This window comes from Pseudomonas triclosanedens, from assembly GCF_026686735.1.
In the GTDB taxonomy this organism is placed as follows: Bacteria; Pseudomonadota; Gammaproteobacteria; order Pseudomonadales; family Pseudomonadaceae; genus Pseudomonas; species Pseudomonas triclosanedens.
This window is the reverse complement of record NZ_CP113432.1, coordinates 63,134-83,384: the sequence shown is the minus strand read 5'-3', so window position 1 is coordinate 83,384 and position 20,251 is coordinate 63,134. Positions and strand designations below refer to the sequence as shown.

Here is a 20,251-nt window from a genome sequence, read left to right as displayed (position 1 = left end):
GACCTACGCCCTTCACGTAGCCGCCCTTCTTATATAAGAACGCGCCGGACCTCGGGTCCGGCCCTCAAGACCGGTGAGAAACTATGGAAGACATGCTGATCTCCCACGGCATCTACAACCTGATCATCTTCGTGCTGGCCATCTACGTTGGCTACCACGTGGTATGGAACGTAACCCCCGCCCTGCATACCCCACTGATGGCCGTGACCAACGCCATTTCGGCGATCGTGATCGTCGGCGCCATGCTGGCTGCCGCCCTGACCGTGACTCCGCTGGGCAAGGCAATGGGCACCCTGGCCGTGGCCCTGGCTGCGGTGAATGTGTTCGGTGGCTTCCTGGTCACCCGCCGCATGCTGGAAATGTTCAAGAAGAAAGCGCCGAAGGCGGAGAAGCACTGACATGAGCATGAACCTCGTCACCGTCCTCTACCTCGTCGCCTCGGTCTGCTTCATCCAGGCCCTGAAGGGCCTGTCGCACCCGACGACGTCACGCCGCGGCAACCTGTTCGGCATGGTCGGCATGGCCATCGCCGTGCTCACCACCGTTGCGCTGGTATTCAAGATCAGCACCGAGATCGCCACCACCGGCATCGTCTACGTCATCGTGGGCCTGCTGATCGGCGGCACCGCCGGCTCCATCATGGCCAAGCGCGTCGAGATGACCAAGATGCCGGAGCTGGTCGCCTTCATGCACAGCATGATCGGCCTGGCCGCTGTCTTCATCGCCATCGCCGCCGTGGTCGAGCCGCAGTCCCTGGGCATCGTGCAGAACCTGGGCGACACCATCCCCACCGGCAACCGCCTGGAGCTGTTCCTCGGCGCGGCCATCGGTGCCATCACCTTCTCCGGTTCGGTGATCGCCTTCGGCAAGCTGTCGGGCAAGTACAAGTTCCGCCTGTTCCAGGGCGCTCCGGTGCAGTTCGCCGGCCAGCATATGCTCAACCTGGTGCTGGGTCTGACCACCCTGGGCCTGGGCCTGCTGTTCATGTTCACCGGCAATCTGACCGCCTTCGTGGTGATGCTGGCCCTGGCCTTCATCCTCGGCGTGCTGATCATCATCCCGATCGGCGGTGCCGACATGCCGGTAGTGGTGTCGATGCTGAACTCCTACTCCGGCTGGGCCGCGGCAGGTATCGGCTTCTCGCTGAACAACTCGATGCTGATCATCGCCGGCTCGCTGGTAGGTTCCTCGGGCGCGATCCTCTCCTACATCATGTGCAAGGCGATGAACCGCTCGTTCTTCAACGTCATTCTCGGTGGCTTCGGTGCCGAAGCGGATGCCGGCGGTCCGGCTGGCGCCAAGGAAGCCCGCCCGGTGAAATCCGGCTCAGCCGACGACGCCTCGTTCCTGCTGACCAACGCCGACAGCGTGATCATCGTTCCAGGCTACGGCCTGGCGGTGGCCCGCGCCCAGCATGCGCTGATGGAGCTGGCGGAGAAGCTGACCCATCGCGGCGTCAACGTGAAGTTCGCCATCCATCCGGTCGCCGGCCGTATGCCGGGCCACATGAACGTCCTGCTGGCCGAGGCCGAGGTGCCTTACGAGCAGGTGTTCGAGATGGAAGACATCAACTCCGAGTTCGGCCAGACCGACGTGGTGCTGGTACTGGGCGCCAACGACGTGGTGAACCCGGCAGCGAAGAACGACCCGAAGTCGCCGATCGCCGGCATGCCGATCCTCGAGGCCTATAAAGCCAAGACCGTGATCGTCAACAAGCGCTCGATGGCCAGCGGCTACGCCGGCCTGGACAACGAACTGTTCTACCTGGACAAGACCATGATGGTCTTCGGCGACGCTAAGAAAGTCATCGAAGATATGGTCAAGGCCGTCGAATAACGGCGATCTCCGCTCTACAAGACACCGGCCTCGCGCCGGTGTCCTTGTTTTTGCCGGCGCAATAGCCTGTAGCCACGCAACGTGGTTAGATAACGCCGCCGGCTCCTCCGGGGGGAAGTGTCGGCCACGGACGACCGTAATGGCGCGTGCGCCGAACTACAACAAGAAAGCCAAAGAAGTCATGATGACAACTACCAGCATTTCGCAGCGGCAGTACACGCTGGGCAACGCCCTCGGCGTCTTCGCCGCCCTGGTCTATATCGCGTTCTACCTCCTGGGCTACTTCTTCATCGAGGAAGACAGCTACATCTATTTCCGGGTCGCCGAGAACATCGCCCACGGTTATGGCTACGTGTTCAACATTGGCGATATTCCGATCGAGTCGGGCAGCGGGCCGCTATGGCAGTTCCTGCTGGCGCTGGGTGTGCTGCTCGGCTGCAACGTGGTGGTGCTGGCGAAGTTCATGGGGCTGCTCTTCGGCCTGGCCACCCTGTATGTCTTCCATCGCACCGCCGGTCGGCTCGCCACGCCAGTCGTGGCGGGCTGGCTGACCCTCGCACTGGCGGCCAGCGTCCCCTTCATCTGGTGGACCGGCAGCGGCCTGGAAGTATCGCTCTATACCTTCCTGCTCAGCGTCTGCGTGGCGGTGGCCTGCGCGCCCGAGCCACAACGCGATGGCTGGCTGAGCGCGCTGCCGTTCGCCCTGCTGCTGTTCGCGCGCCCCGAAGCTTTCATCAGCGTCGGCGTGTTCGTCCTGTATATGCTCGCAAGCGGCCGGCGCGCCCTCGCGCTCCGCACGCTGCTGCTGGGCGCACTTAGCTACGGCGGCTATCTGGTGTTCCGCTATTTCTATTTCGATGAAGTGCAGATCAGCGCCTTCTACGCGAAGATCTCGGTCGACGGCGTGCTCTGGGACTACCTCTGGACGGCTCTGCGCCAGTACCGCCTGGTGTACCTGCTGGCGCTCGTACCGCCGGCCGCCCTGCTGTGGCGGCGCGACGCCGCCAATGGCCCCTTCGTCCTGCTGCTGCTCCTGAGCTGTGGTGGGCTCTACTTCGCCGCCGCCAACTACGACTTCAAGATCTACCATCGCTTCTTCGCCCACAGCCTGCCGGTGTTGTTGCTGCTGGTCGCCGTCGCGATAGCGCGCCTGCTGGCATTCGCGCCGAAGGCACTCAAGCCGGTTCTGCTCGGCTACCTCGCCGCGGCCTGCATCGCCGTGGCGTGGATGCCGCGCGTGCCGGGACTGTTCGAATACACCCGCAACCCGTTCTATGCCGTGCTGGACCTGCTACGCGAGCAGCCCGCCGCGACCCTGTCGGCGCTCGGCTCGAAACTGGCGGCTCCGCATACCACCACCACCCTTGACGACACGCTGCAAGCCCGCGTGCCCTACGTGATCAACGCGAACTACCAGGCGCTGGTCGGCCACTTCCTCCACGATAACTACCCGCAAGGTCTGACCATCGGCTACGACCAGATGGGGCAGACCCCGTACTTCGCCGGCGCGCAGCAACACTTCGTCGACTTCCTGGGCCTGGCGACGCGCCCGATCTCGCTGTACTACTTCAACCAGAACGCCCGCGACAGCAAGAGCAAGACCTTCTACAAGAAGCTGGTCGACCCGCTGCTGCAACACCAGCGGCCGGAAGACCGCGATATCGACCAGCAAGGCGCGCTCGCGTCGGTGGAGCAAGCCAACCCCGACGTCATCATCATTCACACCCTGGTTGCCAGCTCCGACAGGACGCTCACCTACCACGTGCGCAACAGCGACTGGTTCAAGCAGAACTACGTGCTGCGCTACAGCCTGGCCACCTGCCTGCTGGTCTACGAGCGCAAGGACCTGTCGTTCCCGCTCAAAGCAACGAACCTGCCGGCGGCCTTGCAGTTCCGCGAGATGCCGGGCAACGGCTGATCTGAGCCCCGCCAACCGCTCGCGCCGAGACTTCGCCGCGCAGCGCCCGAGCCGGTACGCGGCGGGCGCTGCGCTCCGACAGCACAGATGACAAGAACTTCCGCCATGTCCGCCCCTACGATATCCACCCGAGAAAACCTGACAGGCCGCGTGCTCGTACTGCTGGCGCTGCTGCTCTACTGCGTCCTCACGGCGCTCGCCTACTTCTATATCGAGGAAGACAGCTATATCTATTTCCGCGCCGCGGAAAACATCGCGCATGGCCACGGCTACGTCTTCAACATCGGCGATGTGCGGGTCGAGACTGGCAGCGGACCGCTCTGGCAGTACCTGCTGGCCCTGGGCATCTACCTCGGCGCCACGCCGGTCCTGATGGTCAAGCTGCTAGGCCTGGCCTGCGGCATGGGTACCGTGTACCTGGTGTACCTGGCCGGCCGCAACTTCGCCAGCCCGGCCTGGGGCGGAGCCGCAGCGCTGATGATCGCCGGCAGCACCCCATTCGTATGGTGGGCCAACAGCGGCCTGGAACTGGCGGGCTACACCCTGCTGCTATCGGGTTGCCTGCTGATCAGCTCACGCCCGGCCAAGGTCGGCTGGCTGCCTGCTCTGCCCTTCGCCCTGCTGCTGTTCGCCCGCCCGGAAGCCTTCCTTGTAGTACCGTTCTTCATCCTGTTCTTCGCCTTCACCCGGCAACGCGCGTTCGCCCTGCGCGTCTTCGCGCTCTGCACGGTGAGCTATTCGGCGTACCTGGCGTTCCGTTTCTTCTACTTCGGTGAAGTCCAGATCAGCGCGTTCTACGCCAAGATTACCGCGGAAGGCACCAACTGGCCCTACGTCTGGTTCGTCCTCCAGGAGCTGCGCATCCTCTACCCGATCGCTCTGGCGATCCCCGCTGTCCTGCTGCTACGGCGCATGCAGCAGCCCGCGCACTTCTCCCTGCTGGTGGCATTGTCGCTGATGGGAATCTTCTTCGCCGGCTCGAACTTCGACTTCAAACCCTACTTCCGCTTCTATGCGCTCGCCCTGCCCCAGTTCTACCTGCTGTTCGCCTGCGCGGGCCATGCGCTCACCCGGCTTTCCTGGCGTCCGGCCCGCATCGTTGTCGCGCTGTACGCGTTCTGCGCAGTGATCGCCGTGATCTGGATTCCGCGCATCGAGCTGTTCGCTGGCCGCAGCCCCAACGCCCTGCTGCTGATGGGCCGCCTCGTCGCGGAGGATCCGGCTGGCGCGCTGGCGTCCTATCGCTACAAGCTGCGCGACCCACAGAGCCATGTACCGCTCGACGACGCGCTGGCACAGCGCTCGCCGATGCTGGCGGCACAGAGCCTCGACGGCAACTACCAGGCCGCCATCGGCCACTTCCTGCGGGAGAACTACCCCGACGGCCTGCGCATCGTCTACGACCAGATGGGACAGACCGCCTACCTGGCCGGCATGCAGCAGCAGTTCGTCGACCTGCTCGGCCTCGCCTCGCCCCCGGTATCGCTGTACTACTTCAACCTCAACGCCGCCAACAACAGCGCCAAGCAGCTCTACAAGCACGTGGTCGACCCTCTGATCGGCCTGCGCTCCAACGCTGACCGCGACATCGGCCTGGAGGGCGCACTGCAGTATGTCTACGACAAGAGCCCGGACGTGGTGCTGATCCATGGCTTCGTCACGCGAAACCCGCTGACGCTCACCTACCACCTGTCCAACAGCCAGTGGCTGCGCGACAACTACGTGCCGCGCTATCGACTGGCGCACTGGGTCACTGTCTACGAGCGCAAGGATCGCCAATACCCGCTGAAGGCCGTCAGCTTCCCCCCGGTACTGGAGTTCGAATCTCTCCAGAATACCGTTCATCCACCCCTGGCCGCTGACTGAGCGGCCATTGCCTTCAGGCAATTCATACCCACATGAACTTTGGTAGTAAGGAGGCAACCGGCCGGGTGATTTTGCGACCTTGGTATAAGGGCGAAAAATCGCCGAACCCATAGACTGGCGGCCTCGCACTTCCTACTGCCCGAGGTTTTTCCATGTACCGTGATCGCGTGCGTATGTCCTCCCTGCTGGACAAGGTGATGACTGCCGACCAGGCCGCGGCCCTTATCAAGGACGGCATGACCGTCGGCATGAGCGGCTTCACCCGCGCCGGCGAAGCCAAGGCCGTACCCAAGGCCCTCGCCCAGCGCGCCAAGCAGGAACCGCTGCGCATCAGCCTGATGACCGGCGCGAGCCTCGGCAACGACCTCGACAAGCAGCTCACCGAAGCAGGCGTACTGGCCCGCCGCATGCCGTTTCAGGTCGACAGCACCCTGCGCAAGGCGATCAACGCCGGCGAAGTGATGTTCATCGACCAGCACCTCTCGGAAACCGTCGAGCAACTGCGCAACCACCAGCTCAAGCTGCCGGACATCGCCGTCATCGAGGCTGTCGCGATCACCGAAGAAGGGCACATCGTACCGACCACCTCCGTCGGCAACTCCGCCAGCTTCGCGATCTTCGCCAAGCAGGTGATCGTAGAGATCAACGTCGCGCACAACACCAACCTCGAAGGCCTGCACGACATCTATATCCCGACCTACCGTCCGACCCGCACGCCGATTCCGCTGACCAAGGTGGATGACCGCATCGGCAGCACCGCCATCCCGATCCCGGCGGAGAAGATCGTCGCCATCGTAGTCAACGACCAGCCGGACTCGCCCTCGACCGTACTGCCGCCGGACGATGAGACCCAGGGCATCGCCAACCACCTGATCGACTTCTTCAAGCGCGAAGTAGATGCAGGCCGCATGAGCAACAGCCTCGGCCCGCTGCAGGCCGGCATCGGCAGCATCGCCAATGCGGTGATGTGTGGCCTGATCGACTCGCCCTTCGAGAACCTGACCATGTACTCCGAAGTACTGCAGGACTCGACCTTCGACCTGATCGACGCCGGCAAGCTGCGCTTCGCCTCGGGCAGCTCAATCACCCTGTCGACGCGCCGCAATGCCGACGTGTTCGGCAATCTGGAGCGCTACAAGGACAAGCTGGTACTGCGCCCGCAGGAAATCTCCAACCATCCCGAAGTAGTGCGCCGCCTGGGCATCATCGGCATCAATACCGCACTGGAGTTCGACATCTACGGCAACGTCAACTCCACCCATGTTGGCGGTACCAAGATGATGAATGGCATCGGCGGGTCCGGCGACTTCGCGCGCAATGCGCACCTGGCGATTTTCGTCACCAAGTCCATTGCCAAGGGCGGCAACATCTCCAGTGTCGTGCCAATGGTCAGCCACGTTGACCACACCGAACACGATGTGGATATCCTCGTCACCGAAATCGGCCTCGCCGACCTCCGTGGCCTGGCTCCGCGCGAGCGCGCACGGGCAATCATCGACAACTGTGTGCATCCGTCCTATCGCGATGCCCTGAACAGTTACTTCGATGCAGCCTGCAAGCGCGGCGGCCACACCCCGCATATCCTGCGCGAAGCTCTGGAGTGGCATATCAACCTGGAAGAACGCGGCCACATGCTGGCAGCCAGCTGATTCCAGACGACTTGCGGGCCATTCAGCAATGAATGGCCCGCAAGGGTTTACAGCCGGAAAAAAACCACGTAAAAACACTACTGAACAGATTTTTATCCCGCTCCAACTGTTCAACTCTTCCTATCGCCGAGTTCATCGGCACCCTCGAAATGCCCCAGGCACCCGCCAATTGCGCACCACAATGGAGCGCAGCGATACAGTTCGCCCTCAAAAAGACCATTACAGTTCAAAATAACAATCGGCTGATCACGCGCAATACTGTGCAACTGTACCTGTCCGTCCTGACCAAATAGTCAGATCATATGCTCAATCAATTCAGCAACTGACTACTCGCCACAAGCGAGAAGGATGACCACCATGGAACGTACCCTCGGTTCCGCAGCTCTGAGCACTACCCGCACTACTTCCAGCGCCCATCGTGGCCTCGTCGGCACCGTTCGCCTGTGGCAGCGCCGGATCGAGAGCCGCCGCCAGCTGGCTCGCCTGGATTCCCGCCTGCTGGCCGATGCCGGCATCAGCGAAGCCCAGCGTTACGCCGAACTGAACAAGCCGTTCTGGCGCTGATAGACCGGTACAACCGAGCCACTCTCCAGGTTCGACATATCTGTACTGGTAGATTGCCTGAGGCCGCTCAATTGCAGCGGCCCGCGGCAATACCGACCCCCTTCCCTCTCCCACCGCTATACCGGCAGTTCCTGCTGCCTGCCAACACACCGGAACAGCCTCGTCGTTCCTGAGCGGAACAGTCGGCCTTGCCGCCGCGACTGTGCTTGCGCAATTTCACATCCCTGCGCCTGATGCCTGACTGCCCTTGGTGAGAGCCTGTACCGACCGCATCCCCGGTCGCACGGAGGCCCATCATGGAGCGCCTTGTCCCCCTGCCCCTGCTGTCGAACCCCCGCCCCTCGAAGCTTCGCTGCCTGCTGCAAACCCTGTGTGAATGGCGCCGCAACAGCCGCACCCGGAAACAATTGGCAGCACTGGATTGTCGTCAACTGGCCGACATCGGCCTCAGCCCCAGCGACCGCCTGCATGAAATCTCGAAACCGTTCTGGCGCTGAACGCTGGTGACGCCAATCAGTCTTGGCTAGTCTGACGTCAGGTAGAGTGGCCGCCCCGGCCACCTTGTTCGTCTTATCCGGAGCCACTCCATATGAAGAAAAGCCTTCGACTGATCGCCGCCGCCGCCCTGCTCGGCTGCGCCACGGGCGCGTTCGCCACCAGCTTCGTCTACACCACCGACCTGTCGGTGCGCGCCACTGGCGCAACGAGCGACGCCACGTCCAACATCAGCAACTCCTTCAAGGACGACAAGATCGTGCTCGAAGCCAAGGACGATGCCGCCACCTTCGTCGCCAGCCGTGGCGAAATCCGTGGTGCCCATCTGGAAGCCGCACTGCGCCACATCCGTACCAAGATGCCGGCCCTTGCCGCCAACGACCAGCAGCTGGCCCAGGCCATCCTGACCATCTGAGCCCCGCCTGCGCCGGGCGCTCCGCCCGGCGCGCCGCGCTGGCCCTCGCCCGCGCATTCCGTTAGCCTTGGCGGCCGTGCTTTTCCGATCATTTCCGCCAATGCGTTTCCTGTCCTTACTGCTGCCGATCCTGCTCTGCTCCATGCCTGCGCTGGCGTTCGACCAGACCACCCAGTTCCCGGCAGGGACCAGCTATGTCACCAGCAAACTGACCAGCACGCCGTTCGAGAACAAGCTGCTGCGCAGCGCCCGTGACGACGCGGCGGGGTTCATCGCCACCGGTGGCGAACTGCGCGGCGTACGCCTGGAAGCCGCGCTGCACTGGCTCCGCCAGCGCCATCCGGAACTTGCGGCAAATGATCGGGAACTGGCCGAAGCGATTCTTGCCCAATAAGTCGTGAGCAGCGTCTGCTGCCCTTTCGGAGACATCCATGCGCCTCAGCTCGATTTCCAAGAGCCCCCTGATCGTCGGTCTGCTGCTCGCCGCCTGCGCTTCCAGCGTCCAGGCCCAGTCGGTGATTCGCGTATTCAACATCACCACCAACGCCTTCGCCCGCAGCATCGACTTCACCTCGGACACCACCACCTCCATCCGCGACATGAAAGTGGTGCAGGAAGCGCGTGACGACGCCGCCAGCTTCGTCGGCAGCGACGGTGCGATCCGTGGCGCCCAGCTCGAAGCCGCATTCAAGGTTCTGCGCGAAGACGTACCGCAAGCGCGCGACGCCTCCGACCAGGCGCTGGCCGAAGCCATCCTCGCACTGTGAGGCTCCGGGCTGGCCGCTGGCTGGCGGCCCTCGCACTGATCGTCGCCGCCAGCAGCCACGCCGCTCTCCGCCTGGAGCTCAACGACGAAGGACTTTCCAGCGCACAGCGCCAAGCCAGCCAGCAGTTGCTGGACGAAGCGCTGCGCACCTTGCCGGACAGCTTCGTCGAGCGTCTCGACCGCCGCGTCGAGGTGCAATGGCGCGATGACCTGCCCAGCAACGGCATGGGCCGTGCCCTGCGGCCCGGCGCCATTGCCCTGAACACCCGCTATCTCGCCGCGCTCACCGATGGTAGCGCCGCCACGCAGCAGACTGGCCGCGCCCACGGCACTCTCCGCCGCGAACTACTGGCCACCCTGCTCCACGAACTCACCCATCTCTATGACCGCGCCCGCCTGTGGGACGCCGACGAAGCGCGCGTCATCCGTCGCTGCACGATGCGCGACAAGAGTCTGGGCCGTGTTGGCGCGCCCGACGAATGCCGTGGCCAGACCGGTCGCCGCTTCACCCTGTCGGATGATCCACGCCTGCTCGACCTCGCCGGCTGGCCCCAGTACGCGGGCCGCCACGGCGAGCGCGAGCAGCACAACCGATTCATCCTGCGCAGCCCGGACAGCTACGAGCTGAGCAACCCGCGCGAGTATGCCGCGGTCAACATGGAGTACTTCCTCCTCGACCCGAGCTATGCCTGCCGCCGCCCCTCGCTGTACCGCTACTACGCCTCGCGCTTTGGCGAGCGCACTCAACGCGAGCAGTGCGCAAGCAGCTACGCCTACCTCAACGCCGGCCGCGATTTCGGTCGCCAGCCACTGGGCTACCTCGACCCGGAGCGGGTCTACGAGGTGGACTACCTGATCGCCGAAGCCAACAACGACATCGCCAGCCGCTGGGGCCACACCATGCTACGCCTGGTCGTCTGCGCGCCGGGCCGTCCGCGCGGGCCGGATTGCCGGCTCGACCTCGACCAGCACCTGGTGCTGTCGTTCCGCGCCTTCGTCGGCGACCTTCAGCTTTCCAGTTGGGACGGCCTCACCGGTGTCTACCCCTCGCGCCTGTTTGTGCTGCCGCTGTCGCAAGTGATCGAGGAATACACCAAGGTCGAACTGCGCAGCCTTGCATCGATTCCGCTCAAGCTCAGCCGCGAAGAGGTCAACAGCCTGGTGGAGCGCTCCGCGCAGACCCACTGGAGCTACGACGGCAACTACTACTTCCTGTCCAACAACTGCGCTGTCGAGACGCTGAAGCTGCTACGCGGCGGCATCCCCCGGCAGAGCCTGCAGAACATGGACAGCATCACCCCCTACGGCGTACTCGGCCTGCTGGAAAACCAGCGGATCGCCGACGCGAGCGTATTGGAGAACCCGAAGGAAGCCCTGCGCCTGGGTTACCGCTTCGACTCCTTCCGCGACCGCTACCAGGCCATGTTCGACGTGCTGAAGAAGCGCCTGGACATCCGCCAGGAGAAGGTCGAGGACTGGCTCGCGCTGCCCGCCGTGGAGCGCCGCCCGTGGTTCGACAAGGCCGATCTGCGCGCGAGCGCCGCGCTGCTGTTGCTCGAACAGGCATCCCTACGCCGCCAGTTGCTGCTGGCCCAGGACGAACTCAAGCAGCTCTACCTGAGCAACCGCGACGACCTGGGCAACAACTCCAGGCTCGCCACCGCCGGCAAGACCCTGCAGCAGATCCTCGACGACAGCGGCTTCCTCAGCCGCCCGGCAGAGCTTCTGGATGGTGGCTACGGCCTGCCCCAGGCAAAGGAAACCGTCACCCTCGAACAGCAGACCCAGCAGCGGCAGAAGCATCTGCGCCAGCTCAGCGACAACCTCGACCGCGAAGTGCGCGCACTGCTGACGCCCGAGCGCCGCGACGAATTGGCGGCGCTGGAAGCCAACACCCGGCAGATCAGCGCGCACCTGCGGGAACTGCACAAGGCGGCGGGCGGGTTCGAGCTGCCCTGACGGGAGGCGGGCGCTCTCGCAGCGCCGGATAGCTCACCTGCTCCTGAGCCGCCAGCGCTGGGTGTCACCCTGGCGCCCTCACCCAGCGCTGGCGCTAGAGCTTCTCTTCCCATTCATCTTCCAACTGCTCATCCAGATGGATCCACGGCAGCCGGCTCTTCACCCAGATATGCCGGCCCGGCACGACCTCGGCGACGTCGTCCAGCGTTGCCGTGGTGATATCCAGGGTATCCGGCGCAAGGTCGGTGAACAGCGCCAACTGAGCCCCGCAATGAGCGCAGAAGTAGCGCACGCAGGAGGCTGATGAGCGGTACTCGGCGGGCTTGCCGATAGTCCAGCGGAAGCTCGTCAGCGGCACCGTGGCCCAGGTAGTGACGATGCCGCCAGTGGTACGCCGGCAGATCGAACAGTGGCAATGGGCGACGTCCGTGAGCGGTGCGTTGCACTCGTAACGCAGCTGGCCGCAGTGGCAACCGCCGCCGTGTACTCTGTCCATGCTTGCTCCTCTTATCCCTGACTGATCCGATGCCAACCCAACCGATGCTTTTCCGAACCGCGAAGGGTCACCTGTCGCTGAACATGGAAGACGATCCTGCCAATCAGTGGCCGTCGCTGCTGGAGCATCTCCACGCGCTGGGCGCCGCAACAGTCCAGCACGATCACATCGGCGGAACCTTCGACGTTACCATCGGACCGCATTTTCGCCTCGGCGATGTGCTGCTCAAGAGCGGCTGGGACAACTGGTCCGGTTACTACCTGATAGCGGACTGCGCACAAGGCGATGCCATCCTTCAGCAACTACATGCCTGGCTGCTCGCGCCCCGCTGAGCGTCAGTCGTATTCGGCGGCCTCATGGTCGCCCAGCAAGCGCCGTTGTCGTGGCGTGCAGGCAGCCACGATCTCGGGATTGAAGGCCCATTCCAGATAGGGCGAGAACTTCTGCGCGACCATGCGCCGGCCATAGTGCACCTGCAACAGGTAGCGCGTGCGCTGGCTGCGATTGCGGCTACCGGCGTGCCACAGGTCACTGCGAAACAGCAAGCAATCGCCAGCCTGGCAGAGCACGGGCTCGGCCTTCCGGCCCTGCCATTCGCGCTCGTCAGGTGCCGGCGCGCGACCGGCGCGATGACTACCGGGAATCACCCACGTCGGACACAGCGCCTCATCGATATCGTCGAGATAGATCTGCGCGGTGCAGATGAACATCGGCAGCTCGAACCCCGGCGCCGGCAACGCAACAGGCAGATAGTCCTGGTGCATCTCCGCGCCGATGAAGCCGGGGTGGCAGCGCCAGGCCGTCTGGCCGATCACATGGCAGTCCGTACCCAGCGCTGCCTCCGCCAGCTCGATCAAGCCTGGCGGATCGAGATACGGCAGCCAGCGCGGCGAACGGTTGAACACGCACTTGTAATGATCCACCAGGCCCTCGTAGTCCCAGTGGAGCGGCCGCAGGCCGTCGATCAACCCGCGCACCTCGGCCACCTGCGCGGCATCCAGCAACCCGCGCAGCAGGACGAAGCCGTCCTCGTGCAGCGCCTGCAGACGGCTCACGGGGCCAGCTCTCCGCTCCCCAGCTCGGCCTGGGCGCGCGCCAGCGCATCGAGGAACGCTCCCAGCACCTCTCCCGGCTCCGCGCCCTGGCGCGTCACGCAATGGAATTCGGAGACATAGGCCAACTGCGCCGGACGGATCGCCCGCAGGCGCCCTTCGGCAACCCATTCGCCGGCGTAGTGGGTCGGCAGATAGCCGATGAAGGTGCCGCTGAACACCAGGTTGGCGATGGCCTCCATGCTGTACGCATTGGTGGAACGGCTGAATACCAGGCCGTGGGGGCGCCGGCTCTCAGCCATGTAGCCACGCCCGACATACTCGGCGGCGCAGATCTGCTCCAGCGACGGCTCGTCCTGCGCACGCTCGAAGAACGGATGCTCACGGGCGCAATAGAGGTTCTGTTCCTCGCGGAACAGCAGTTGGTAGCAGAGCCCGGACAAGCGATGGTGGAAGGCGCCGATGGCCAGTTGCAGGCGCTCCTCCAGCACGGCGTTCTCCAGCTCATCCGGGCGCTGGGTATGCAGGTTCAGACGCACTCGCGGATGAGCCTCGCGGAACAGCCGGATCGCCAGCGGCAACGGCCAGCATTGCTGGCCGAGCACGCCATCCACGCAGCCCAGGTGCAACACCTCGCGGTCGCGGCCACCCAGGCCCGTCACCTGCTCGCGGAAGCGCTCGATATCAACGAACAATCCCTGCGCTGCCTCATACAACTGCTGCCCTTCCTCGGTGAGCTGGAAGCCACTGCTGCCACGCCGACACAGCGAATAGCCCAGGCGCACTTCGAGGTCGCGCACCAACACGCTCAGCCGCGACAGACTGGTGTTCAGGCGAACCTGGGCGGCCGTGAAGCCGCCCGCTTCGACGATGGTGCAGAAGGTGCGCAGCAGGCGCAGGTCGATATCGGAAAGATTGCCCAGCATGGGGGTTCTCGCAACGGCGGGCGCAGGCCCTTCGTTATAGCGCCGACGATGCCGCCCCGTGAACCCCCGGGGCCGTCAGCGGCGCGATGCGATCGAGTCGGCCAGCACGCAGAGCAGCTCGAACATCATGGTGGCGCCCACCAGCGCGGTCGCCCCACCCTGGTCGAACGGCGGCGACACCTCCACGACATCGGCGCCGATCAGGTTCAGCCCCTGCAGGCCCCGAATCATGTGCTGCGCCTGCAAGGTGGTCATCCCACCGATTTCCGGCGTACCGGTACCGGGCGCGAATGCCGGGTCGAGCACGTCCACATCGAAGGTCACGTAGGTCGGCTCCTGTCCCACCACCCGATGTACCTCCGCGAGCGTGGCCTCCACGCCCAGGTCGGCGAACTCCTCCATGTGGATCACACGGATGCCACAGTCCTTGGCGAAGGCTTCGTCTTCGGCCGAGTAGATCGAGCCCCGAATGCCGATCTGCACGGTGCGCTTCGGGTCCAGCAGCCCCTCCTCGATAGCGCGGCGGAACGGCGTCCCGTGGGTGTAGGGGTTGTCGCCGAAGTAGCGGTCATTGGTGTCGGAGTGGGCATCGAAATGCACCATGCCGACCGGCCGCTCCGCGGCCAGCGCGCGAAAGATCGGCAGGGTCACCAGGTGGTCGCCGCCGACCGACAGCGGGATAGTCCCGGCGGCGTGAATGCGGCGGTAGAAGCCTTCGATGCGCTTGAGCGAATCGAGCAGATCGATGGGATTCACCGGCGCATCGCCAATATCGCCGACACGCACCAGATCGTAGGGTGCGATGCGGCTGACATGGTGCACCTTGCGCATCAGGCTCGACTGGTTGCGCACCTCGCGCGGGCCGTGGCGAGCGCCGGCGCGGTTGGTGGTGCCGCCGTCCCACGGCACGCCGAGCAGCGCGATGTCCACCTGGGCCGGATCCTCGAAGATCGGCAGGCGCATGAAGCTGGGAATGCCGGCGAAGCGGGGAATCTCGGCGGCGTCCATGGGTTGCGGGAAGTCATGGGGCATGGGTTGTCTCCTGATGGGTGAGAGGGGTCAGTCGACCTGCGCCTGCAGGCTGGCGGCCGGCGCGCCGGCGAGGCTGACCACCACGAAGGTGAGCAGGCTGGCGAGAAGGCCGTAGGCGATGGGGGTGTTGGCGAGAACGCCGTCGATGATCATGAACAGGACCACCACCAGGCTGCCGACGACGATGCTGGCGATGGCCCCGCGAGCCGAAGCGCGGCGCCACAGCAGCGCGCCGAGAATCGGCACCAGCAGGCCACCGACCAGCAGGTTATAGGCAATGCTCAGGGCGCCGATGACATCGTTCACCAGGCACGCCAGGGCCAGCATCACCACGCCCATCAATAGCGTGAACAGACGGCTTTCGCGCAGGCCGTTGGGTGCGCCGGGGCGCAGGAAGCGCGAATAGATGTCCTCCTGGAACACCGTGGCGGCAGCCAGCAGGCAGCCCGAGGCGGTGGACATGATGGCCGACAGCGCCGCCGCGACCACCAGGCCGCGCAAACCGGGCTGGAGCACCTGGCGGGTGACTTCGGCATAGGCGTTTTCCGGCACTGCCAGGTTGGGCAGCAGCACATGGGCGGCGGCGCCGATCAGCGCACAGGCCAGGCCATAGAGCATGCAGTAGACGCCCGCGCCGAGGCCGGCATAGCGCACCACCTTCTCGCTGCGCGCGGTGAACACACGCTGCCAGATGTCCTGGCCGATCAGTGCGCCGAAGAAATACAGCAGGAAGTAGGTGAGGATGGTATCCAGACCGATGTGGCCGAGATCGAAGAAGCCCGCCGGCAACACTTCCTGCATGCGCGACAGACCGCCCGCCTCGTGGATCGACAACGGCAGCAGCACGGCAAAGATGCCGAGGGTCTTGATGACAAACTGGATGATGTCGGTGAGGGTCAGCGACCACATGCCGCCGATCACCGAGTAGACGATGACGATGCCGCCCCCGCAGAGGATCGCCGGGATACGCGGGATCTCGAAGACCACCTCGGTCACCGAGCCGATGGCGATGGTAGCGGTGACCGCCACCATCAGGTCGTAAGCGACCATCACCACGCCGCCAATCAACCGCGAGGACGCCTGGTAGCGTTGCTCGAGGATCTGCGTGACGGTGTAGACCTTCAGCCGCGCGATCTGCCGCGAGAACACCAGGCTGAGCACGATGATGCCCAGGCCCAGCATGAACACCAGCCACAGGCCGGACAGCCCGTAGAGATAGCCGAGCTTCACCGTGCCGATGGTGGAGGCGCCGCCCAGAACCACAGCGGCCATGGTGCCCAGGTAGAGACCCGGGCCGAGACGGCGCCCTGCCACGAGGAAGTCGTTCTGGTTGCGCGCCTTGCGCATTCCGTACCAGCCCAGGGCAAGCATGCCCAAGGCGTAGACCAGCATGATCAGGTAGTCGAGCAGCATCGCGGGAGGCTCCTGTTGTTGTTGTGTGGGATTCAGGCCGTCGCCTCGCAAGCCTGCTGCACCGACCCCTCCGGGCAAATCCCCAAAGCCGGAAGCCAACTTTCGCTGCCGCGAAAGTGACGGCGCAGCCCGCACCACACGCTGAGCGCTCTAAAGCAACTCCTCCCGCAAAAACCCTCCCCCGCCAAGTGCTTGATTCGTATACGTATGTTATCGTTGTAAACACTGTATACAGCGTAAACGGAGCTGTACGAAAATTGACCACCGTTGTTTCCTTCCGCGCGGATGACGCCCTTGTCGAAGCGCTGGACCAGTTGGCCCGTGCCACCCATCGCGACCGCCCGTATCACCTGCGCCAGGCCCTGGCGCAGTACCTGGAGCGGCAGAGCTGGCACGTGGCGACGATCGATGAAGGCGTGGCGGATGCCGATGCCGGCCACCTGCTGGAGCACACCGTCATCGAAGCGAAATGGGGGCTGGCATGAGCCTGCAGTGGACGCACAAGGCGGCTGCCGACCTGGACGCCATCTACGACCACTACGTAGTGCTTATCGGCCCGGAGAAAGCGCTGCGAGCCATCCAGGACATCGTCGAGCAGGTGCGCCCGCTGATGAACCTGGAGCAAAGCAGCAGCGGCGCGCCCAGCGAGGTGCCAGGTGTGCGCGAACTATCTATCGAGCGCTGGCCGTACCAGGCCGCATTCCGGGTCAAGGGGCGTTCTGTACAGATTTTGCGCATCGACCGTGTGGATAACTCGGGGTAAAAGTGGTCACACGGTTACAAGATATTTCAAAGTATTGACTTTTCGATTCGGTCAAATATTGATCAAAAAATCAATCAATGATTACTGGGTCGTTACTAATCCACACCTATAAATAGGCGATCTTTATGTGACCGGAACTTAAAACGCGGTCAAAAACTATCGGCGACGCCTGGCTTGTTCCAGGCAATAAAAAACCCGGCCTTGGCCGGGTTTTTCGTTTTGGCGCTTTGCGTCCTGCGTTTTCAGGCGGCTTGCCAGTTCACCGGCAGTTGGCCTTCTTTCCAGGCGAAACGGTCGAGGTGGCTGACCACCACGTTCTGCAGGCGCTCCAGGCCCTCCACATCGGCGGCTTCGGCGTCCAGCAACAGCGCATCGGCCGTGGCATCGAGGCGGCAGGTGCCGAAATCGAAGCGCAGTACGCCGCGGCTATCGGTCTGCTCGACGGGAAGCTTGTGGGCGAAGTGGTTGCACAGCCGCTTGAGATAGCGAGCGGCATCGGGTGTAGCGACGGTTGCACGGCTTAACGGCATCGTTCTCTTCTCCTTTTTCGAGTCTTGCCATCCTAGGCGGCGGAAAACCAGGGAAAAAGCCGCTATTTTGGCTTTCACTCTTAAGCGGAGCTTCACAATGGACAACCTCAAGGGAATGGCGGTATTCGCCACGGTGGTCGCCCGCGGGTCGATGGCCGCCGCCGCCGAAAGCCTGGGAATGACGCCATCGGCTGTCAGCCAGCAGATCCGCAAGCTCGAAGCCCACGCGCAAGTCACGCTGCTGCACCGCACCACCCGCAAGCTCACGCTCACCGAAGCGGGCGAGGCCTTCTACCGGAGCTGCGCACAGATGCTGGCCATCGCCGAAGAAGCCGAGCAGCGCCTGGGCGAATGGCGCGAAGCGCCCGTGGGCGAACTGCGCCTGGCCGCACCGGTGGGCTTTTCCGGCAAGCTGATCACCGAAGCGCTGCGCCCTCTGCTGGAAAATCACCGGCAACTGCGTCTGCAACTGTTCTTCCATGACGAGCAGATCGACCTGATCGGGCAGCGCATCGACCTCGCCATCCGCGTCGGCAGCCTGTCCGATTCCAGCCTGGTGGCGCGCCATCTCGCCGAGTGGAACAACGTCATCTGCGCAGCTCCGGCCTACCTGCGGCGCATTCCGCCAATCGAACATCCGCAACAATTGCAAGGCGTCGACTGGCTCGCACTGAACACCGTGGCGCACCACGGATACCTGAACTTCAGCGGGCCGGACGGGGAGGGCTGCAAGCTGCGCCTGGAGCCGCGCGTGGCGGCCAACAGCATGATCGCCCTGCGCCAGTTCACTCTTGATGGTCTGGGCATTTCCGCGCAGCCCGAACCGGAGGTTCGCGAGGCGCTGGAGGAGGGCCGTCTGCTGCGCCTACTGCCGCAATGGACGTTGCCGCCGTTCGGCATCTACGCCGTCACGCCCCGCCGCGATGCGCAGCCGGCCAAGGTCAAGGTCGCCATCGAGGCGCTGCGCCGGCACCTCGGTGGCTCCGCGCTGCTGCGCTTCCAGGCGCCGGTCTGAACGGCGCGCTAACATGACGCCCCCATCGACAGGAGCACCCATCATGAGCCGGACCTGGACCTGCAAGCACCACAGCGAACTGAGCACGGAGGAGCTGTACGCGATTCTCAGCCTGCGCACCGAGGTCTTCGTGGTCGAGCAGAAGTGCCCCTATCAGGAAGTCGATGGCCTCGACCTCATAGGCGACACCTGCCACCTGATGGTTGAAGAGGGCGGACAACTGCTCGGCTACCTGCGCCTGCTCGACCCGCTTCAGCACGACGGTGAGGTGGTGATTGGCCGCGTGGTGATCGCGCCGAACGGGCGCGGCCAGGGCCTGGGCCATGAACTGATGGAACACGCCCTCGCCGACATCGCCCGGCGCTGGCCGGGCCTGCCGATCTACCTCTCGGCGCAGGCGCATCTGCAGGGCTACTACGGTCGCTACGGTTTCGCGCCGGTCACTGAGGTCTACCTGGAAGATGACATCCCGCACATCGGCATGCGCCGCAGCGCCTGAATCAGCCGGGCAGGGCGTCGCGCCAGGCGCCCGGGCTGGTGCCGTACCAGCGGCTGAAGGCGCGGGAGAAACTCTGCAGATCGCCGTAGCCGAGCTGGTCGGTGATCTGCGCCAAGCCCAGCCGCGCATCCTCCAGCAAGTCCACCGCCAGGTAGCGACGCTGCTCGTCGAGCAGTTCGCTGTAGCGCCAGCCGTGGCTGAGCAACCGCCGCGCGGCCGTGCGCTCAGTCAGGTGGCGGCCTTCGCAAAACGACTGGAAGCTCGCCCCGCCAGGCAGCTCCCGCGCGATGTAGTCAGCCGCGTCATCCAGCAAAGTGCGCTGGGTCTGCGCCCGCGCCTGGTCGAGCAAGCCGACCAGGGTGCCTTCCAGCATCGCGTTGTGCGGCGCCAGCACACGCCCGAACAGCGCGGCGTCCAGGTGCAGCACCAGGTCCGGCGCGCCCCATCGCAGTGGCGCGCGCAGCGCCTGCACATAGCGCTCGTCGTTGACTGGCGCGGCACCGGGCAGGTCGATGCTCAGCAACGGGTCCTGGGTGATCCCGCTGGCCAGCAGCTTGCGCCGCAGCAGGCTGCAGATGCCCACCACCGTGTACTCGCGGCTCTGGCGGCCGGAACGCAGCGCGCCGCGCTCGCGCAGCGACAGCATCACCCTGCCGTCGCGGCGGTGCAGCTCGACGCACAGCGAGCCGTTGAAGTAGGGAAAGTACTCGGCGAAATGCGCGCAGGCCGACTCCAGCGTCGGCGCCACATCGAACAGGTAGGTCAGCCCATTGGTGAGGCTGGACGCGAAGTGCCGCGCGGCCTGCAAGCCGATCGCCGGGTCACCGCTGGCCTCTTCCGCCAACGCCCAGAAGCGCCGCGAGAGGAACAGTGGAACCCGCACCAGCGGCGTGCGCAGCTCCAGCAGGCTGCGCCGGAAACACGCTTCCAGGGCCTGGGCGCCGACGCCTCGGGACAACAGTTCCTCGATGGCCGGCAGCAGGGTCGGCGCGTAGAAGGCGTTGGGCAATTCGACGTGGGATGCGCTCATGGGACTCGGCGGACGGCACAGTGGCGT

At 64.5% G+C, this 20,251-nt stretch carries 23 protein-coding genes; 16 read left to right on the top strand and 7 right to left on the bottom strand.

Annotated elements, in window-relative coordinates:
* Positions 1-83 precede the first annotated feature (83 nt).
* The 11 genes from OU419_RS00405 to OU419_RS00355 all read left to right on the top strand — a co-directional run bounded on the left by OU419_RS00405 (position 84) and on the right by OU419_RS00355 (position 11,468).
* The gene (locus tag OU419_RS00405; protein ID WP_015474896.1) at positions 84-398 is read left to right on the top strand and encodes an NAD(P) transhydrogenase subunit alpha; all 315 of its coding nucleotides are present in this window, start codon (positions 84-86) and stop codon (positions 396-398) included.
* 1 nt (position 399) lies between these two features.
* Positions 400-1,836, top strand: coding sequence for an NAD(P)(+) transhydrogenase (Re/Si-specific) subunit beta (locus tag OU419_RS00400; RefSeq protein WP_254469772.1), 1,437 nt, complete (start codon positions 400-402; stop codon positions 1,834-1,836).
* A 184-nt stretch (positions 1,837-2,020) separates the two neighbouring features.
* Positions 2,021-3,754: a hypothetical protein gene (locus OU419_RS00395; protein WP_254469771.1), complete on the top strand. Its 1,734-nt coding sequence runs from the start codon at positions 2,021-2,023 to the stop codon at positions 3,752-3,754.
* A gap of 105 nt (positions 3,755-3,859) precedes the next feature.
* A complete protein-coding gene (locus tag OU419_RS00390) occupies positions 3,860-5,620 on the top strand; it encodes a hypothetical protein (protein WP_254469770.1) in 1,761 nt (586 codons plus the stop codon).
* Between the two features lie 152 nt (positions 5,621-5,772).
* A complete protein-coding gene (locus OU419_RS00385) occupies positions 5,773-7,269 on the top strand; it encodes an acetyl-CoA hydrolase/transferase family protein (RefSeq protein WP_254469769.1) in 1,497 nt (498 codons plus the stop codon).
* Positions 7,270-7,626: 357 nt separating this feature from the next.
* Positions 7,627-7,833 (top strand): DUF1127 domain-containing protein, encoded by a 207-nt coding sequence (locus tag OU419_RS00380; protein ID WP_254469768.1) that lies wholly within the window; start codon positions 7,627-7,629, stop codon positions 7,831-7,833.
* 296 nt (positions 7,834-8,129) lie between these two features.
* Complete coding sequence (locus OU419_RS00375) at positions 8,130-8,330, top strand: DUF1127 domain-containing protein (protein ID WP_254469767.1); 201 nt, start codon at positions 8,130-8,132, stop codon at positions 8,328-8,330.
* Positions 8,331-8,422: 92 nt separating this feature from the next.
* Positions 8,423-8,743, top strand: coding sequence for a DUF2388 domain-containing protein (locus OU419_RS00370; RefSeq protein ID WP_254469766.1), 321 nt, complete (start codon positions 8,423-8,425; stop codon positions 8,741-8,743).
* Between the two features lie 100 nt (positions 8,744-8,843).
* On the top strand, positions 8,844-9,137 hold the full coding sequence (locus tag OU419_RS00365) for a DUF2388 domain-containing protein (protein ID WP_254469765.1): 294 nt from the start codon (positions 8,844-8,846) through the stop codon (positions 9,135-9,137).
* 37 nt (positions 9,138-9,174) lie between these two features.
* Positions 9,175-9,510: a DUF2388 domain-containing protein gene (locus tag OU419_RS00360; protein ID WP_254469764.1), complete on the top strand. Its 336-nt coding sequence runs from the start codon at positions 9,175-9,177 to the stop codon at positions 9,508-9,510.
* Positions 9,507-11,468: a DUF7844 domain-containing protein gene (locus OU419_RS00355; RefSeq protein WP_254469763.1), complete on the top strand. Its 1,962-nt coding sequence runs from the start codon at positions 9,507-9,509 to the stop codon at positions 11,466-11,468. The genes OU419_RS00360 and OU419_RS00355 overlap by 4 nt, the downstream gene beginning before the upstream one ends.
* Positions 11,469-11,562: 94 nt before the next feature.
* On the opposite strand, the gene OU419_RS00350 is transcribed toward OU419_RS00355, so the two are convergent.
* Entirely contained in the window at positions 11,563-11,964 is a 402-nt protein-coding gene (locus OU419_RS00350; RefSeq protein ID WP_254469762.1) for a GFA family protein, read from the bottom strand.
* 44 nt (positions 11,965-12,008) lie between these two features.
* Between OU419_RS00350 and OU419_RS00345 the strand changes: the two genes are divergently transcribed.
* The gene (locus OU419_RS00345) at positions 12,009-12,296 is read left to right on the top strand and encodes a hypothetical protein (protein ID WP_254469761.1); all 288 of its coding nucleotides are present in this window, start codon (positions 12,009-12,011) and stop codon (positions 12,294-12,296) included.
* 3 nt (positions 12,297-12,299) lie between these two features.
* Here the strand turns inward: OU419_RS00345 and OU419_RS00340 are convergent, their stop codons facing one another.
* The 4 genes from OU419_RS00340 to OU419_RS00325 all read right to left on the bottom strand — a co-directional run bounded on the left by OU419_RS00340 (position 12,300) and on the right by OU419_RS00325 (position 16,387).
* Positions 12,300-13,019, bottom strand: coding sequence for a phytanoyl-CoA dioxygenase family protein (locus tag OU419_RS00340; protein ID WP_254469760.1), 720 nt, complete (start codon positions 13,017-13,019; stop codon positions 12,300-12,302).
* Positions 13,016-13,942 carry a LysR family transcriptional regulator gene (locus OU419_RS00335; RefSeq protein ID WP_254469759.1) on the bottom strand — a complete coding sequence of 309 codons (927 nt, stop codon included), beginning with the start codon at positions 13,940-13,942 and terminating at the stop codon, positions 13,016-13,018. Before OU419_RS00335 ends, OU419_RS00340 begins: the two co-directional genes overlap by 4 nt.
* 75 nt (positions 13,943-14,017) lie before the next feature.
* Positions 14,018-14,974 (bottom strand): agmatinase, encoded by a 957-nt coding sequence (gene speB, locus OU419_RS00330; RefSeq protein ID WP_254469758.1) that lies wholly within the window; start codon positions 14,972-14,974, stop codon positions 14,018-14,020.
* A gap of 27 nt (positions 14,975-15,001) precedes the next feature.
* Positions 15,002-16,387 carry a sodium:solute symporter gene (locus OU419_RS00325; protein ID WP_254469757.1) on the bottom strand — a complete coding sequence of 462 codons (1,386 nt, stop codon included), beginning with the start codon at positions 16,385-16,387 and terminating at the stop codon, positions 15,002-15,004.
* A 257-nt stretch (positions 16,388-16,644) separates the two neighbouring features.
* Here OU419_RS00325 and OU419_RS00320 point away from each other — a divergent pair, with 257 nt between their 5' ends.
* Together OU419_RS00320 and OU419_RS00315 are read left to right on the top strand one after the other, a co-directional pair.
* Complete coding sequence (locus OU419_RS00320) at positions 16,645-16,872, top strand: CopG family ribbon-helix-helix protein (protein WP_254469756.1); 228 nt, start codon at positions 16,645-16,647, stop codon at positions 16,870-16,872.
* Positions 16,869-17,150: a type II toxin-antitoxin system RelE/ParE family toxin gene (locus OU419_RS00315; protein WP_254469755.1), complete on the top strand. Its 282-nt coding sequence runs from the start codon at positions 16,869-16,871 to the stop codon at positions 17,148-17,150. The genes OU419_RS00320 and OU419_RS00315 overlap by 4 nt, the downstream gene beginning before the upstream one ends.
* 242 nt (positions 17,151-17,392) lie before the next feature.
* Here the strand turns inward: OU419_RS00315 and OU419_RS00310 are convergent, their stop codons facing one another.
* Positions 17,393-17,680 carry a DUF2218 domain-containing protein gene (locus OU419_RS00310; RefSeq protein WP_254469754.1) on the bottom strand — a complete coding sequence of 96 codons (288 nt, stop codon included), beginning with the start codon at positions 17,678-17,680 and terminating at the stop codon, positions 17,393-17,395.
* Positions 17,681-17,777: 97 nt separating this feature from the next.
* On the opposite strand from OU419_RS00310, the gene OU419_RS00305 reads away from it, so the two are divergent.
* Both OU419_RS00305 and OU419_RS00300 read left to right on the top strand, forming a co-directional pair.
* Positions 17,778-18,695, top strand: coding sequence for a LysR family transcriptional regulator (locus tag OU419_RS00305; protein ID WP_254469753.1), 918 nt, complete (start codon positions 17,778-17,780; stop codon positions 18,693-18,695).
* Between the two features lie 43 nt (positions 18,696-18,738).
* Complete coding sequence (locus OU419_RS00300; protein ID WP_254469752.1) at positions 18,739-19,194, top strand: GNAT family N-acetyltransferase; 456 nt, start codon at positions 18,739-18,741, stop codon at positions 19,192-19,194.
* Position 19,195: 1 nt separating this feature from the next.
* On the opposite strand, the gene OU419_RS00295 is transcribed toward OU419_RS00300, so the two are convergent.
* Positions 19,196-20,224 carry an AraC family transcriptional regulator gene (locus tag OU419_RS00295; protein ID WP_254469751.1) on the bottom strand — a complete coding sequence of 343 codons (1,029 nt, stop codon included), beginning with the start codon at positions 20,222-20,224 and terminating at the stop codon, positions 19,196-19,198.
* Positions 20,225-20,251 lie beyond the last annotated feature (27 nt).